General features: G+C 66.0%; 11 protein-coding genes. 4 read left to right on the forward strand and 7 right to left on the reverse strand.

Annotated elements, in window-relative coordinates; all coding sequences use genetic code 11:
* Positions 1–3: 3 nt before the first annotated feature.
* The 4 genes from H566_RS0101385 to carA all read right to left on the reverse strand — a co-directional run bounded on the left by H566_RS0101385 (position 4) and on the right by carA (position 5,602).
* Positions 4–519 (reverse strand): DUF4149 domain-containing protein, encoded by a 516-nt coding sequence (locus tag H566_RS0101385; protein ID WP_342668627.1) that lies wholly within the window; start codon positions 517–519, stop codon positions 4–6.
* A gap of 5 nt (positions 520–524) precedes the next feature.
* Positions 525–1,001 (reverse strand): transcription elongation factor GreA, encoded by a 477-nt coding sequence (gene greA / locus H566_RS0101390; protein ID WP_028310015.1) that lies wholly within the window; start codon positions 999–1,001, stop codon positions 525–527.
* A 136-nt stretch (positions 1,002–1,137) separates the two neighbouring features.
* Positions 1,138–4,422 carry a carbamoyl-phosphate synthase large subunit gene (gene carB / locus H566_RS0101395; RefSeq protein WP_028310016.1) on the reverse strand — a complete coding sequence of 1,095 codons (3,285 nt, stop codon included), beginning with the start codon at positions 4,420–4,422 and terminating at the stop codon, positions 1,138–1,140.
* Complete coding sequence (carA, locus tag H566_RS0101400) at positions 4,415–5,602, reverse strand: glutamine-hydrolyzing carbamoyl-phosphate synthase small subunit (protein WP_425387916.1); 1,188 nt, start codon at positions 5,600–5,602, stop codon at positions 4,415–4,417. The genes carB and carA overlap by 8 nt, the downstream gene beginning before the upstream one ends.
* A 303-nt stretch (positions 5,603–5,905) precedes the next feature.
* On the opposite strand from carA, the gene H566_RS0101405 reads away from it, so the two are divergent.
* Both H566_RS0101405 and tal read left to right on the forward strand, forming a co-directional pair.
* Entirely contained in the window at positions 5,906–6,217 is a 312-nt protein-coding gene (locus H566_RS0101405) for a hypothetical protein (protein ID WP_028310018.1), read from the forward strand.
* 91 nt (positions 6,218–6,308) lie between these two features.
* Positions 6,309–7,241 carry a transaldolase gene (tal, locus tag H566_RS0101410; RefSeq protein WP_028310019.1) on the forward strand — a complete coding sequence of 311 codons (933 nt, stop codon included), beginning with the start codon at positions 6,309–6,311 and terminating at the stop codon, positions 7,239–7,241.
* Between the two features lie 42 nt (positions 7,242–7,283).
* On the opposite strand, the gene H566_RS0101415 is transcribed toward tal, so the two are convergent.
* Entirely contained in the window at positions 7,284–8,114 is an 831-nt protein-coding gene (locus tag H566_RS0101415; RefSeq protein ID WP_028310020.1) for a LytR/AlgR family response regulator transcription factor, read from the reverse strand.
* A 2-nt stretch (positions 8,115–8,116) separates the two neighbouring features.
* Positions 8,117–9,181 carry a sensor histidine kinase gene (locus tag H566_RS0101420; RefSeq protein ID WP_084544630.1) on the reverse strand — a complete coding sequence of 355 codons (1,065 nt, stop codon included), beginning with the start codon at positions 9,179–9,181 and terminating at the stop codon, positions 8,117–8,119.
* 312 nt (positions 9,182–9,493) lie between these two features.
* Between H566_RS0101420 and argH the strand changes: the two genes are divergently transcribed.
* Positions 9,494–10,891, forward strand: a complete 1,398-nt coding sequence (gene argH / locus H566_RS0101425) for an argininosuccinate lyase (RefSeq protein ID WP_028310022.1) — start codon at positions 9,494–9,496, stop codon at positions 10,889–10,891.
* A 46-nt stretch (positions 10,892–10,937) separates the two neighbouring features.
* Positions 10,938–12,335, forward strand: coding sequence for a serine/threonine-protein kinase (locus H566_RS22265; protein WP_084544631.1), 1,398 nt, complete (start codon positions 10,938–10,940; stop codon positions 12,333–12,335).
* A gap of 6 nt (positions 12,336–12,341) precedes the next feature.
* On the opposite strand, the gene pmbA is transcribed toward H566_RS22265, so the two are convergent.
* Positions 12,342–13,691 (reverse strand): metalloprotease PmbA, encoded by a 1,350-nt coding sequence (gene pmbA / locus H566_RS0101435; protein ID WP_028310023.1) that lies wholly within the window; start codon positions 13,689–13,691, stop codon positions 12,342–12,344.
* Positions 13,692–13,789: the final 98 nt, after the last annotated feature.

A 13,789-nucleotide genomic window follows, 5' to 3' on the forward strand; every position in this document is an offset into this window, starting at 1 on the left:
GCATCAAGGCTGCGCCGGCCATCCCGCCTGGCGCAGCACCAACCACAGCCCGAGCATGCTGTGCGCGAGATAAAAGGTGGCCGACACGCCATGCACGATGCCGAAACGTTGGCGGATCTCGTCGGGCACGGCCGGGCCATGGACCGCCATCAGTTCCTTGAGGCCCTGCATCAGCGGCTGGAGCGCAAAATAGCCGATCAGCGTGCAAAGCAGCATGCCCAGCACGATGCGCACGTCAGGATCGCGCCAGATGACCCTGCCTCTCATGCCCACGGCCACGGTCATCCATAGCAGCAGCAATGCCACTCCCACGCTCGTCCAGCCTTGCAGCCGGAACAGCGCGCCCGCGAGACTGCCGGCAAGCATCCGGTCATCAAGCATGCGGAACAGCGTCGGCGCGACCACGTAGCCGATCGTCCAGGTCATGCCGCACCAGCCGGTGATCAACAGCAGTCGCAGTGATCGCAGCATCGCGGCAGTGCGTTCCCGCCCGACGGTTGATGCAGCGGTCGCGTTCATGCCGGTTACTCGTAGCGAACGTCGATGATCTCGACTTCGCGCTCGCCGCCGGGCGCGAGCACATGCACGGTATCCCCGGCGTACTTGCCGATCAGCGCGCGCGCGATCGGGCTCGACACCGAAATCTTGTGCACCTTGATGTCGGCCTCGTCGTCGCCGACGATCTGGTAGGTCTTCTTGTCGCCCGATTCGAGATCCTCGATCTCGACCGTCGAGGCGAACACCACGCGGCCATCGGCATCGAGCGTGGTCGGATCGATGATCTGCGCGGCCGAGAGCTTGCCCTCGACTTCCATGATGCGGCCCTCGATGAAGCCCTGGCGCTCCTTGGCGGCGTCGTACTCGGCGTTTTCCGACAGGTCGCCCTTCTCGCGCGCTTCCTTGATGGCCTGGATCACGGACGGACGTTCGATGGTCTTCAGGCGGTGCAGCTCGGCCTTGAGCATCTCCGCGCCTTGTTTGGTCATCGGGACAGTTGCCATGGCGGACTCTTGAAAATCAGTGGGTTACGGAATTCAGGGGCACAAAAAAATCGCCCCGGGTGGTGCCCGGGGCAATTCGTCTGAAGCGCGGCCGATGATAGCGGAAAGCCCGCCGGCCGCGCCGCTCAGGGCCGGATCAGGCCATCAGCTTCGCGTGCAGATCCTGCAGCGGATAGACCTCGAGCTGCGCCATCTCGCGCATGCCCTCGACCGCCGCCGCGGCACCGGCGATCGTCGTGAAGACGGTCACGCGCGCCTGGAGCGCCGTCGTGCGGATCGAGCGCGAGTCGGCGATGGCCGAGCGCTTTTCCTCGACGGTGTTCACGATCAGGACCATCTCGTTGTTCTTGATCATGTCCACGACGTGCGGACGACCTTCGGCCACCTTGTTCACCGGCATGACCGTCAGGCCGCGCTCGTTCAGATAGCCGGCCGTGCCCTTGGTGGCCGCGAGCTTGAAGCCCAGTTCGGCCAGACCCTTGGCGACGCCGTAGCACTTGGCGCGGTCCTGGTGCTTGACGCTCAGGAACACGGTGCCGCCCTTCTTCACGTCGGGCAGCTTGGTGCTTGCCGCGATCTGCGACTTCACGAAGGCTTCGCCAAAGGTCTTGCCCACGCCCATGACTTCGCCGGTCGACTTCATCTCCGGGCCGAGGATGGTGTCGACGCCCGGGAACTTCACGAACGGGAAGACGGCTTCCTTCACCGAGTAGTACGGCGGCGTGACCTCGGCCTGGAGACCGTTGCGATAGGTCGGGCCTTGCGCGTCGAGCGTCTGGCCGGCCATCGCGCGCGCCGCGATCTTGGCGAGCGGCAGGCCGGTGGCCTTGCTCACGTAGGGCACGGTGCGCGAGGCGCGCGGATTGACTTCGAGCACGTACACCACGTCCTGCACGACGCCGGCTTCGTCCGGCACCTGCTGGATCGCGAACTGCACGTTCATGAGGCCAATGACGTTGAGCGCCTTGGCCATCTGCACGGTCTGGCGCTTGAGCTCGGCGATCGTCGCCTCGCTCAGCGAGTAGGGCGGGAGGCAGCAGGCCGAGTCGCCCGAATGCACGCCAGCCTGCTCGATGTGCTCCATCACGCCACCGATGAACACGCGCTGGCCGTCGGCGATGCAGTCCACGTCGACTTCGATCGCGTCGTTCAGGAAGCGGTCGAGCAGCACCGGCGAATCGTTGCTCACCTTGACCGCCTCGCGCATGTAGCGCTCGAGGTCGCGCTGCTCATGGACGATTTCCATCGCGCGGCCGCCGAGCACATAGCTCGGGCGCACGACGAGCGGATAGCCGATCTCGTTGGCGAGCGCGAGCGCGTCAGCCTCGGTGCGGGCGGTGCGGTTGGGCGGCTGACGCAGTTGCAGCTTGTGCAGCAGCTTCTGGAAGCGCTCGCGGTCTTCGGCGATGTCGATGCTCTCGGGCGAGGTGCCGATGATGGGTACGCCGTTGGATTCGAGCGCCTTCGCAAGCTTGAGCGGCGTCTGGCCGCCGTACTGCACGATCACGCCGACCGGCTTTTCCTTCTCGACGATTTCGAGCACGTCTTCAAGCGTCAGCGGCTCGAAGTAGAGGCGGTCGCTCGTGTCGTAGTCGGTCGAGACGGTTTCCGGGTTGCAGTTGACCATGATGGTCTCGTACCCGTCCTCGCGCAGCGCGAGGGCCGCGTGCACGCAGCAGTAGTCGAACTCGATGCCCTGGCCGATGCGGTTGGGGCCGCCGCCGAGCACCATGATCTTCTTCGCGCCGGTGGGCTGGGCCTCGCACTCTTCCTCGTAGGTCGAGTACAGATAGGCCGTCGTGGTCGAGAACTCGGCCGCGCAGGTATCGACGCGCTTGAACACCGGGCGCACGCCCAGGCCGTGGCGATGCTTGCGGATCTCGGCCTCGCTCACGTCGAGCAGATAGGCCAGGCGCCGGTCGGAGAACCCCTTGCGCTTGAGCTGCCAGAGCGTGTCGCGGTCGATGTCGGCCAGCGTGCGCTTCTCGATCTCGAGTTCGATGTCCACGATCTCCTTGATCTGGACGAGGAACCACGGGTCGATGTGGGTGAGGTTGTGCACCTCCTCCAGCGTGAAGCCCTGGGCGAAGGCGTCGCCCACGTACCAGATGCGTTCCGGACCGGGCTCGCCGAGTTCTTCCTCGATCGCCTCGCGGTCGGTCGTCTTCTGGTTCAGGCCATCGACGCCCACTTCAAGACCACGCAGCGCCTTCTGGAACGATTCCTGGAAGGTGCGGCCGATCGCCATCACCTCGCCGACCGACTTCATCTGCGTGGTCAGGTGCGAGTCGGCGGTCGGGAACTTCTCGAACGCGAAGCGCGGGATCTTGGTGACGACGTAATCGATGGTCGGCTCGAAGCTCGCGGGCGTCGCGCCGCCGGTGATCTCGTTGCGCAGTTCGTCGAGCGTGTAGCCGATCGCGAGCTTGGCCGCGATCTTGGCGATCGGGAAGCCGGTGGCCTTCGAGGCCAGCGCCGACGAGCGCGACACGCGCGGATTCATCTCGATGACGATGATCCGGCCATTGTCGGGATTGACCGCGAACTGCACGTTCGAGCCGCCGGTGTCCACGCCGATCTCGCGCAGGATCGCGATCGACGCGTTGCGCATGAGCTGGTATTCGCGGTCGGTCAGCGTCTGCGCGGGCGCGACGGTGATCGAGTCGCCGGTATGCACGCCCATCGGGTCGAGGTTCTCGATCGAGCAGACGATGATGCAGTTGTCCGCGTGGTCGCGGACGACTTCCATCTCGTATTCCTTCCAGCCGATCAGCGATTCCTCGATCAGCAGTTCCTTCGTCGGCGAGGCTTCGAGGCCGCGCTTGCAGATGGTCTCGAATTCCTCGGCGTTGTAGGCGATGCCGCCGCCGGTGCCGCCGAGCGTGAAGCTCGGGCGGATGATGACCGGGAAGCCGCTCGTGCCCAGTTCGGCGCCGATGCGGCGCTGCACGTCCCAGGCCTCGTCCATCGAATGGGCCACGCCCGAGCGCGCCGATTCGAGGCCGATCTTGGTCATGGCCTCCTTGAACTTGCTGCGGTCTTCGGCCTTGTCGATCGCGGCCGGCTTGGCGCCGATGAGCTCGACGTTGAACTTGTCGAGCACGCCGTTGTGCCAGAGGTCGAGCGCGCAGTTGAGCGCGGTCTGGCCGCCCATCGTCGGGAGGATCGCGTCGGGGCGCTCCTTCTCGATGATCTTTTCCACCACCTGCCAGGTGATCGGCTCGATGTAGGTGACGTCAGCCGTTTCCGGGTCGGTCATGATCGTCGCCGGATTGCTGTTGACGAGGATGACCTTGTAGCCCTCGGCCTTCAGGGCCTTGCAGGCTTGGGCACCGGAATAGTCGAATTCGCAGGCCTGGCCGATGATGATCGGGCCGGCGCCGATGATGAGGACGCTCTTGATGTCGCTGCGCTTAGGCATTCTTCTTCTCCGCCATCAGCGTGGTGAAACGGTCGAACAGATAGGCGATGTCGTGCGGGCCGGGGCTAGCTTCGGGGTGGCCCTGGAAGCAGAAGGCCGGCTTGTCGGTACGGCGGAAGCCTTGCAGCGAGCCGTCGAACAGGCTCACGTGCGTGACCTTGCAGTTGTTGGGCAGCGAGGCCGGATCGACCGCGAAGCCGTGGTTCTGCGAGGTAATGAGTACCTGACCGGTTTCGAGGTCCTGCACCGGATGGTTCGCGCCGTGATGGCCGAACTTCATCTTCAGCGTCTTGCCGCCCGAGGCGAGGCCCATGATCTGGTGGCCGAGGCAGATGCCGAAGGTGGGATAGCCGAGTTCGATCAGCTCCTTCGCCGCCGCGATCGCGTAGTCGCAGGGTTCGGGGTCGCCGGGACCGTTGCTGAGGAAGACGCCGTCCGGATTGAGCTTGATGACCTCGCTCGCCGGGGTCTGCGCCGGCAGCACGGTCACGCGCGCGCCGCGAGCGGCCAGCATGCGCAGGATGTTGCGCTTGACGCCGAAGTCGTAGGCCACGACGTGGAAGCGGCCGTCGCTCTTGCCGAAGCCCGGCTTGCCGCTGCCGTCGTTGAGCATCCACTCGCCCTCGGTCCATTCGTAGGCTTCGCGCGCGCTCACGACCTTGGCGAGGTCGAGGCCGGCCATGCCGGGGAAGGAACGGGCGAGTTCGACGGCCTTCTCGGCGTCGTCGCCGACGAGGATCGCGCCGGGTTGGGCGCCCTTGTCGCGCAGGATGCGGGTGAGCTTGCGCGTGTCGATGCCGGCAATGGCAACCGTGCCGTGACGCTTGAGGTAGTCGCTCAGCGATTCGGTGCTGCGGAAGTTGGAGGCGACCGCGGCGAGATCGCGGATGACGAGGCCTGCGGCCTGGACGCCGGACGCTTCTTCGTCCTGCGCATTCGTGCCGACGTTGCCGACGTGCGGATACGTGAGCGTGACGATCTGGCGACAGTACGACGGGTCGGTCAGGATTTCCTGATAGCCCGTGATGGCGGTATTGAAGACAACTTCACCGACGGTGTGACCGTCGGCGCCGATGGAAATGCCTTTGAACACGGTGCCGTCCGCCAGCGCGAGAATGGCTGCGGACGGCGCATGCTTGCCGGCCCCCGCGAAGGGACCGAAAGAAGACAGCGGCAGCAAGTGGGCGGCTCCGAAAGAGATATCTGCCACCGAGCGCCGTGCGATCACCGCCCGGCTTCTTGCAGGCGCGGCGCGCATCCGTGAAGAGGACGCGGCGACGGCGCGAGCCGAGGCTGTGCGGAGGATTGGGGGGGATTGGCGCTACAGGAGGCGGGGATGGGTAAACCGCACAATCATAACACTGTGGAATGCATCAACCTTGCCCGCCTTTTCGGGGCAAACCCATCCGTGTGATGCAGCACACTAGGTCAATTGGCAGGGTTGTTGTAGGCCCCAAGCCGATCGCCATCGCAGGAAGCAGCCATGAACACCTTCAATCCCGTGATTCACGACACCAAGTTTGTATGGGACGACGGTCGCGGCGAAACCTGGTGCACGCGGGAATACGTCGAGACCCGCTATCTGCACCGCATCGCGCTCGGGCGTGCGGCCGAGGCCAGACTTGGTGGCCAGAATGACGTTGCCGAGGAGTTCGAGCACAAGGCGCGCGGGCTATCGCGCACGCTCCAGCGCCTGCGCGACCAAGGCCATCTGGGCCGCAACGAGGCCTACGAGAACGGCGAGTTCAGCAAGGCATTCAAGTCGATGAACGCCGATTCGCTGCGCGTGCTGTGACACGTTGAAGCCGCACGGAAGGCGTCACAACCTTCCGCTACCATGGTTCGGCTCAGGTGCGCCCGTCGGCGCGCCGCGATTACCGTCCGCCATGACCAGCCTCGACCAACTCAAGCAGTTCACCACCGTCGTCGCCGATACCGGCGACTTCCAGTTGCTCTCGCAATACGCGCCGCAGGATGCGACGACCAATCCGTCCCTCGTGCTCAAGGCCGCGCAGAAGCCCGAATACCGCCACATCCTCGACAAGGTCGTGCGCGATGGTGCCGGCAAGCCGGTCGACGCTTTGATCGACGATGTGCTCGTCGCTTTCGGCCGCGAAATCCTTGCGGTGATTCCGGGCCGCGTCTCGACCGAGGTCGATGCGCGCCTGTCCTTCGACACCGCCGCCACCGTCACCAAGGCGCGCGAGATCGTCGCCCGCTACGACGCCGCTGGCGTGCCGCGCGAACGCGTGCTCATCAAGATCGCGTCCACCTGGGAAGGTATCCAGGCTGCCAGGGTGCTCCAGGCCGAAGGCACGCGCACGAACATGACGCTGCTGTTCTCACTCGCGCAGGCAGTGGCTTGCGCCGATGTCGGCGCCCAGCTCATCTCGCCGTTCGTGGGTCGTATCTACGACTGGTACGTGAAGCGCGACGGCAAGACCTTCGAACCCGAAAACGATCCGGGCGTGCAATCGGTGCGGCGCATCCACGCCTACTACAAGGCGCACGGCGTCGGCACCGAGGTGATGGGCGCAAGCTTCCGCTCGGTCGGTCAGGTGCTGGCGCTCGCGGGCTGCGACCTGCTCACGATCAGCCCCGACCTGCTCGAAGCCCTGCGCAACTCCGATCAGCCGGTCGAGCGCAAGCTCGGCGCGGGCACGCCGGAAGTGATCGAGAAGCTCGATCTGGACGAGAAGCGTTTCCGCTGGTCGCTCAACGAGGACGCCATGGCGACCGAGAAGCTTGCCGAGGGCATCCGCCTGTTCGGCATCGACACGGTCAAGCTCGAAGCACTGATCGCCGGCATCGCCGGCTGACTGGCCTGTGCGATCGGGGGCGCGGCCACCGCCCCCTTGCCGTCAGGCGCGCAGCAGCGTCTTCACGTTCGGCCACTGGCGACGGCTGACCGGCAGCGTCTCGTCGAGACCGCGCAACTGGATCTGCCAGCCCTGGTCGCCGGATTCGGATTCGGTGCCCTCGCGGCTCGCCCGCTGGCAACCGGCGATCGCGTTGCGCGCGACCAGCGCCGAGCGATGCACGCGCACGAAGTACTCGCCGAATTCCTCTTCCAGCGCGGTCAGCGATTCCTCGGTGAGGTACTCGGCATCGCGCGTGCGGATCGTCGTGTACTTCATCTCGGCGCGGAAATAGAGGATGTCGAGCACCGGCACGAGCGTGAGCTTGCCGCGCTCGGTCACCGCGATATGGCGACGCGACAGGCCCGCCACCGCGGCGGCGCGTTCGAGCGCCTCCTCGCTGAAGGCCGGATCGCTCACCTTGAGCGCGGCCTCACGTTCCTCGCAGCGCTTGCGCGCGCGGTCGAGCGCGTCGAAGAGCCGCGTCGAACGCACGGGCTTGAGCAGATAGTCGATGGCCTGCACGTCAAAGGCCTGCACGGCGTAATCGTCAAAGGCCGTCACGAAGACGATCTGCGGCGCATGACGCCCTGGCATCGGCCGGATGTGCATCGCATGGCGCGCGACCTCGACACCGTTCATGCCGGGCATCTGCACATCGAGCAGCACCACGTCGGGCAGCAGTTCTTCGATCTGGGTGATCGCCTCGCGGCCGTTGGCCGCCTCCCCGACGATGCGGGTCTCGATCTGCGAGCGCAGGTCTTCGAGCAGGATGCGCAGCCGCGACCTGGCGAGCGGTTCGTCGTCTACGAGCAGTAAGCGCAGTGGTCTCATGTTCAGTCCTGGTCCCCGTCCTCCGGGTTGAATGGCAAGGTGATCGACACCCGCCACAGCTTGCCGTCGCCCCCGACGCGCAGACGCGCCTCGAAGTCATACAGCAGCGAAAGCCGTTCGCGGATGTTGGCGAGCGCCAGCCGGTTGCCTGGCCTGCGACGTATCACGGGATCGTAGGTGTTCTCGACGACGATGATCAGTTCGCGGCCAACGCCGGTGATGCGCACTCGCACAAGACCGGGGCCCTCGGCGGGCTCGATGCCGTGGTGTACGGCGTTTTCGAGCAAAGGTTGAAGCAGCAAAGCGGGAACCGGGTATTTCCCCGGCATTCTTTCGAGTTCCCATTCGACGCTGAGCCGGTCGCCGATGCGCACCTGCTCGACATCGACGTACTGACGCGCCAGCCGCACTTCATCTTCGAGCGGCACGAGCGCTCGAGCATCACCCATGCTGGCGCGGAAGAGTTCGGCGAGGTCATCGAGTACGCGTTCGGCAAGCGGCGGATCAATGCGCACAAGGGACATCGCGGCATTCAGGCTGTTGAACAGGAAGTGCGGGCGGATGCGGGCCTGGAGCGCCTGGAGCCGCGCATCTGCCAGCGCGGGCGAGACGGCCCGGGCGCGCAACTCGATCGTCCACGCGATCATCAGCGCCGCAAGTCCGAAGCCTGCCACGCGCATCAGCAGCGTCGTCAGGCTTGGCCAGGATTCGACCGCGACAAAAGCGCCCGTGGCCAGCATCAGCACAAGCGCCCAGGCGGCACCGATCGCACCGGCAATGACCGAACGCGCGCGCGAATGGATTCCTCCGAGCCGCGCCCGGATCGAGCAGAGCGTTGTGATGCACACGAGCGTGAGCGGCTCGACGATGGCGCCCTGCTCCAGTACCGCGAGCAGGAAGCTGTCGAGCGAATGCGAACGCATCAGCCCTGAGACGAACAGCCCGACATTGGCCAGCCCCAGCACGCGCAGCACGGTCCCGAAATTGCAATAGTCGGGCGCCGGGGTGGGCGGGCGGGAACAGACTTCGATCGTTTCGGCTTGTGGTTTGGATGAACCTGCGCGCATGGACTCGCGTAGTGGAAACGCCCGACGAATCGGGAGGGAGCGCAAACGGGTGCGACCTATAATCGCGGCCCGACATGTATCCGCCCGTGTCGGCGCGCCTTGAAGCCTGGCACCGCACCCGGCGGCCGTCTGTCATGACGGCCCGCCAATCACGGCACGCTGCTGCTTCGCGTCAGCCGCCCGACACTCGGCGACTGGCCCCGGAATCCGGGCAAGCCAAGGCGATCGTCGAACCCGCCCAGCCGGTTCTGCGGAAGCTTCCGCGCTACACATCCGGCAAGACCGCAACCGCCTTTTTTGTATTCAAAGATTATGACAGAGCAGCTTTACAAAAAGCACGAAGCATGGTCAGGCCGATTCGATGAACCGGTGTCCGAACTCGTGCAGCGCTACACCGCCTCGGTCGATTTCGATCGCCGCCTCTGGCGCCATGACATTCAGGGCTCGCTTGCGCACGCCGAGATGCTGAACCATGTCGGCATCCTGAGCGCCGATGATCTCGCGGCCATCCGCGCGGGGATGGAAAAGATTGTTCACGAAATCGAGAGCGGTCAATTCGAGTGGCAACTGGCGCTTGAAGACGTTCATCTCAATATCGAAGCGCGGCTGACTGCGCTTGCCGGCGACGCGGGCAAGCGCCTGCACACCGGCCGCTCGCGCAACGACCAGGTCGCGACCGACATCCGCCTGTGGCTGCGCGACGAGATCGACCGCATCGTCGGCCTGCTCGGCAAGCTCCAGCTCGCGCTGGTGGATGTGGCCGAAAAGAACACCGACACCATCCTGCCCGGCTTCACCCATCTGCAAGTGGCGCAGCCGGTCGTGTTCGGTCACCACCTGCTTGCCTATGTCGAGATGTTCGCGCGCGACGCCGAACGCATGCTCGACGTGCGAAAGCGCGTCAACCGCCTGCCGCTCGGCGCCGCCGCGCTGGCCGGCACGAGCTTCCCGATCGACCGCGAGCGCGTCGCGCGCACGCTCGGCTTCGACGCCGTGGCGCGCAACTCGCTCGACGCCGTGAGCGACCGTGACTTCGCGATCGAATTCAGCGCCGCCGCCTCGCTCGTGATGGTGCACATCTCGCGTCTGTCGGAAGAACTCATCATCTGGATGAGCCCGCGCGTGGGCTTCATCGACCTTGCCGACCGCTTCTGCACCGGCTCGTCGATCATGCCGCAGAAGAAGAACCCCGACGTGCCCGAGCTCGCGCGCGGCAAGACCGGCCGCGTGGTGGGCCATCTGATGGGCCTCGTGACGCTCATGAAGGGCCAGCCGCTCGCTTACAACAAGGACAACCAGGAAGACAAGGAGCCGCTGTTCGACATCGCCGACACGCTGGTCGACACGCTCACGATCTTCGCCGACATGGCCGCCGGCATCCGCGTGAAGCCTGAGGCGATGCGCGCCGCCGCGCTCCAGGGCTATGCCACCGCGACCGATCTCGCGGATTACCTGGTGAAACGCGGCCTTCCCTTCCGCGATGCTCATGAAGCCGTGGCACGCGCCGTCAAGGCCTGTGTGGAACGCGGTTGCGACCTGTCCGACCTGAGCGTGGAAGAGCTTAGGGCCTTCAGCGCACTGGTCGGCGACGACGCCAAGGCCGTGCTCACGCTCGAAGGCTCGGTCGCGGCGCGCGATCATGTGGGCGGCACCGCTCCCAACCAGGTTCGCGCCCAGGTCGCCGCAGCGCGCGCCCGTCTGGGCGGCTGAGCCGACAACAACACAGGTCGCGCGCACCGTCTTCATGTCTTCGTCCATGGATCAACGCATCGGCAAGTACGAGCTCATCCGCCGCATCGGCGAGGGCAGTTCGAGCAACGTCTGGCTGTGCCGCGATCCGTTCACCGAACGGCTCGTGGCCGTGAAGGTGGCCAAGTCAGAAACCCTGCGCGACGAGCGCTATTCCCACGTCTACCGCAAGCTGTTCGCGGTCGAGGCGCATCTGGCGGGCAAGCTGCATCACCCGCACATCGCGATGATCCTCGACGCGGTGGACGAGGGCGACCTGCGCTACATCGTCAGCGAATACGTGCCGGGCGGCACGCTGGAGCAGTTCTGCCGCCCCGAGCGCCTGCTGCCGCAGGAGAAGGTGGTGGAAGTGATGTTCAAGTGCGCGCGCGCGCTTGAGTTCGCCCACCGCATCGGCATCACCCACCGCGACGTCAAGCCGGCCAACATCCTCGTCAACAGCGAGAACGGCGAGGTACGCGACGTGAAGCTGACCGACTTCGGCACCGCGATGAACCTCGCCGAGGATTCGACGCTGGTGGAAGGCATCGGCTCGCCGGCCTACATGTCGCCCGAGCAGATTTCGGAAGGTGCGCTCTCGCACCAGACCGACATCTATTCGCTCGGCGTGGTGATGTACCAGCTGCTGACGGGCCGCCTGCCCTTCGAGGCGCAGAACAACGCGGCCATGATCTATCAGGTGCTGCATTCCACGCCGCCGCTGCCGTCCGAGCTGCGCCCGGGCGTGGCCGAGAACATCGAGGCCATCACGCTCAAGGCGATGGCCAAGGATCGCGCCCAGCGCTACCAGAGCTGGGATGCGCTGGCCGCCGATCTGGCCCGTGCCGCGCGCGCCGAGCCGCGCTCAATCCGCGCCCGCGAAGTGGCCGATACCGAGCGCTTCAGCCTGCTCAAGAGCCTGCGCTTCTTCGACCGCTTCGACGAAGCCCAGCTGTGGGAGGTGGTGCGCTTCGCCGACTGGCAGCGCCGCGGCCATGCCCAGCGCCTGTACGCCGAGGGCGACATGGGCACCGACTTCTTCATCCTCGCCGAAGGTCAGGTGCGCGTGACCAAGATGGGCAAGCTCATCACCACGCTCGGCCCGGGCGACAGCATCGGCGAGATGGGCTATCTGGCCGGCCTCGACCATGCCGAGGATGCGAGCCATCCCGCCGCGCGCCGCAGCGCCGATGTGGTCACGGTCACGCCCTGCACGCTCATCCGGGTCTCGCCGACGGCGCTGGCCGCCGCGAGCGAAGGCTGCCAGCTGCGCTTCAACCGCGCCTTCCTGAGCCTGCTGGCCGAACGGCTCGCCGTAGCCAACCAGCGCCTCACGAGCGCGCCGGTGGCCGGCCCCTCGCCCGCCACGCCGGCACCGGTGCCGTCCTACATGGCCGACACGGTGCCGCTGCCGCCGCGCGGTTGAACCGCCTCAGCTGCCGGCGATCATCATCTCGCCGATGAGGATGGAGCCGGTCGTCTTGGTGCCGCGCGAGATGCGGTCGGCGCCGATCGCGACGATGTTCTCGAACATCTGGCGCAGGTTGCCGGCGATGGTGATCTCGCCGACCGGATAGACGATCTTGCCGTTCTCCACCCAATGCCCGGCCGCGCCGCGCGAGTAGTCGCCGGTCACGTAGTTGATGCCCTGGCCCATGAGGTCGGTCACGAGCAGGCCGGTGCCCAGCTTCTTGAGCATGCGTTCGAAATCATCACCGCGCTTCGTGAGCGCCGACGACAGCACCAGGTTGTGCGAGCCGCCCGCGTTGCCCGTCGTGCGCATGCCGAGCTTGCGCGCCGAGTAAGTGGACAGGAAATAGCCCTGCACGATGCCGTCACGCACCACGTCGCGCTGCCGGGTGCGCACGCCTTCCTCGTCGAAGGGCGCCGAACCCATCGCGCCCTTGATGTGCGGATCCTCGGTGAGGCTGACATGCGACGGGAACACCTGGGTACCGAGCGAATCGGCGAGGAAGGTGGTGCGGCGGTAGAGCGCGCCGCCCGAGATCGCCTGCACGAAGCTGCCGAGCAGCCCGCCCGCGAGCGGCGCCTCGAACAGCACCGGGCACTTGCGCGTGCTGATCTTGCGCGCGCCGAGGCGCGACAGCGCGCGGCGCGCCGCGTACTCGCCCACGGCCTCGGGCGCGGCGAGCTTCTTCGGGTCGCGGCTGGCGGTGTACCAGTCGTCACGCTCCATCTCGCGGCGCACGCGCGCGATCGGCGCGACCGTCAGGTAATGGCGCGAATGCGGATAGCCGCCCATGAAGCCGCGCGAATTGGCCGAGATGAACTGCGCGTGCTGCACCGACACGCTCGCGCCGTCGCTGTTGCGGATGGCCGGATCGACGGCGAAGGCCGCATCCTCGGCGCGCCGCGCGAACTCGATCGCCTCGTCGGCGGTGATGTTCCAGGGCTTGTAGAGCTTGAGGTCCATCGGCTCGCGCTCGAAGAATTCGTCTTCGGGCAGGCCGGAGAACTCGTCGGGCGAGGTGAAGCGCGCGATGTCGAGCGCCGCCTGCACCGTGTCTTCCAGCGCCTTGAGCGAGAAGTCGGACGTGCTCGCATGACCCTTCTTCTTGCCGAGATAGCAGGTCAGGCCGACGCCCTTGTCCTGGTTCTGCTCGATCGTCTCGACCTTGCCGCGACGCACGTTGACCGACATGCCGCCGCCCTCGCTCACCTCGACCGCGCACTCGGTGGCGCCTCGTGTCTTGGCGATGTGGAGGACGTTCTCGGCGAGTTCACGCAGGTGGTCGAGCGGGTAGTTGAATTGGCTGGACATGGCGTTCGGCAGTGGCGCGCGAGTCGCGCGAAGAGTCGGCGGGAGGTGGCGGCTATCATAGCAAGCGCGTGACAGCAACATTTCTGCCGCGCAAGGCT

Origin of the sequence: Derxia gummosa DSM 723, from assembly GCF_000482785.1 — a bacterium.
Classification (GTDB): domain Bacteria; phylum Pseudomonadota; class Gammaproteobacteria; order Burkholderiales; family Burkholderiaceae_E; genus Derxia; species Derxia gummosa.

Coding starts and splice junctions, on each gene's coding strand:
- H566_RS0101405 (WP_028310018.1), top strand. CDS start 5,906: ATGAACACCTTCAATCCCGTGATTCACGACACCAAGTTTGTATGGGAC.
- pmbA (WP_028310023.1), bottom strand. CDS start 13,691: ATGTCCAGCCAATTCAACTACCCGCTCGACCACCTGCGTGAACTCGCC.
- H566_RS0101420 (WP_084544630.1), bottom strand. CDS start 9,181: ATGCGCGCAGGTTCATCCAAACCACAAGCCGAAACGATCGAAGTCTGT.
- argH (WP_028310022.1), top strand. CDS start 9,494: ATGACAGAGCAGCTTTACAAAAAGCACGAAGCATGGTCAGGCCGATTC.
- H566_RS22265 (WP_084544631.1), top strand. CDS start 10,938: ATGGATCAACGCATCGGCAAGTACGAGCTCATCCGCCGCATCGGCGAG.
- tal (WP_028310019.1), top strand. CDS start 6,309: ATGACCAGCCTCGACCAACTCAAGCAGTTCACCACCGTCGTCGCCGAT.
- carB (WP_028310016.1), bottom strand. CDS start 4,422: ATGCCTAAGCGCAGCGACATCAAGAGCGTCCTCATCATCGGCGCCGGC.
- greA (WP_028310015.1), bottom strand. CDS start 1,001: ATGGCAACTGTCCCGATGACCAAACAAGGCGCGGAGATGCTCAAGGCC.
- H566_RS0101415 (WP_028310020.1), bottom strand. CDS start 8,114: ATGAGACCACTGCGCTTACTGCTCGTAGACGACGAACCGCTCGCCAGG.
- H566_RS0101385 (WP_342668627.1), bottom strand. CDS start 519: ATGAACGCGACCGCTGCATCAACCGTCGGGCGGGAACGCACTGCCGCG.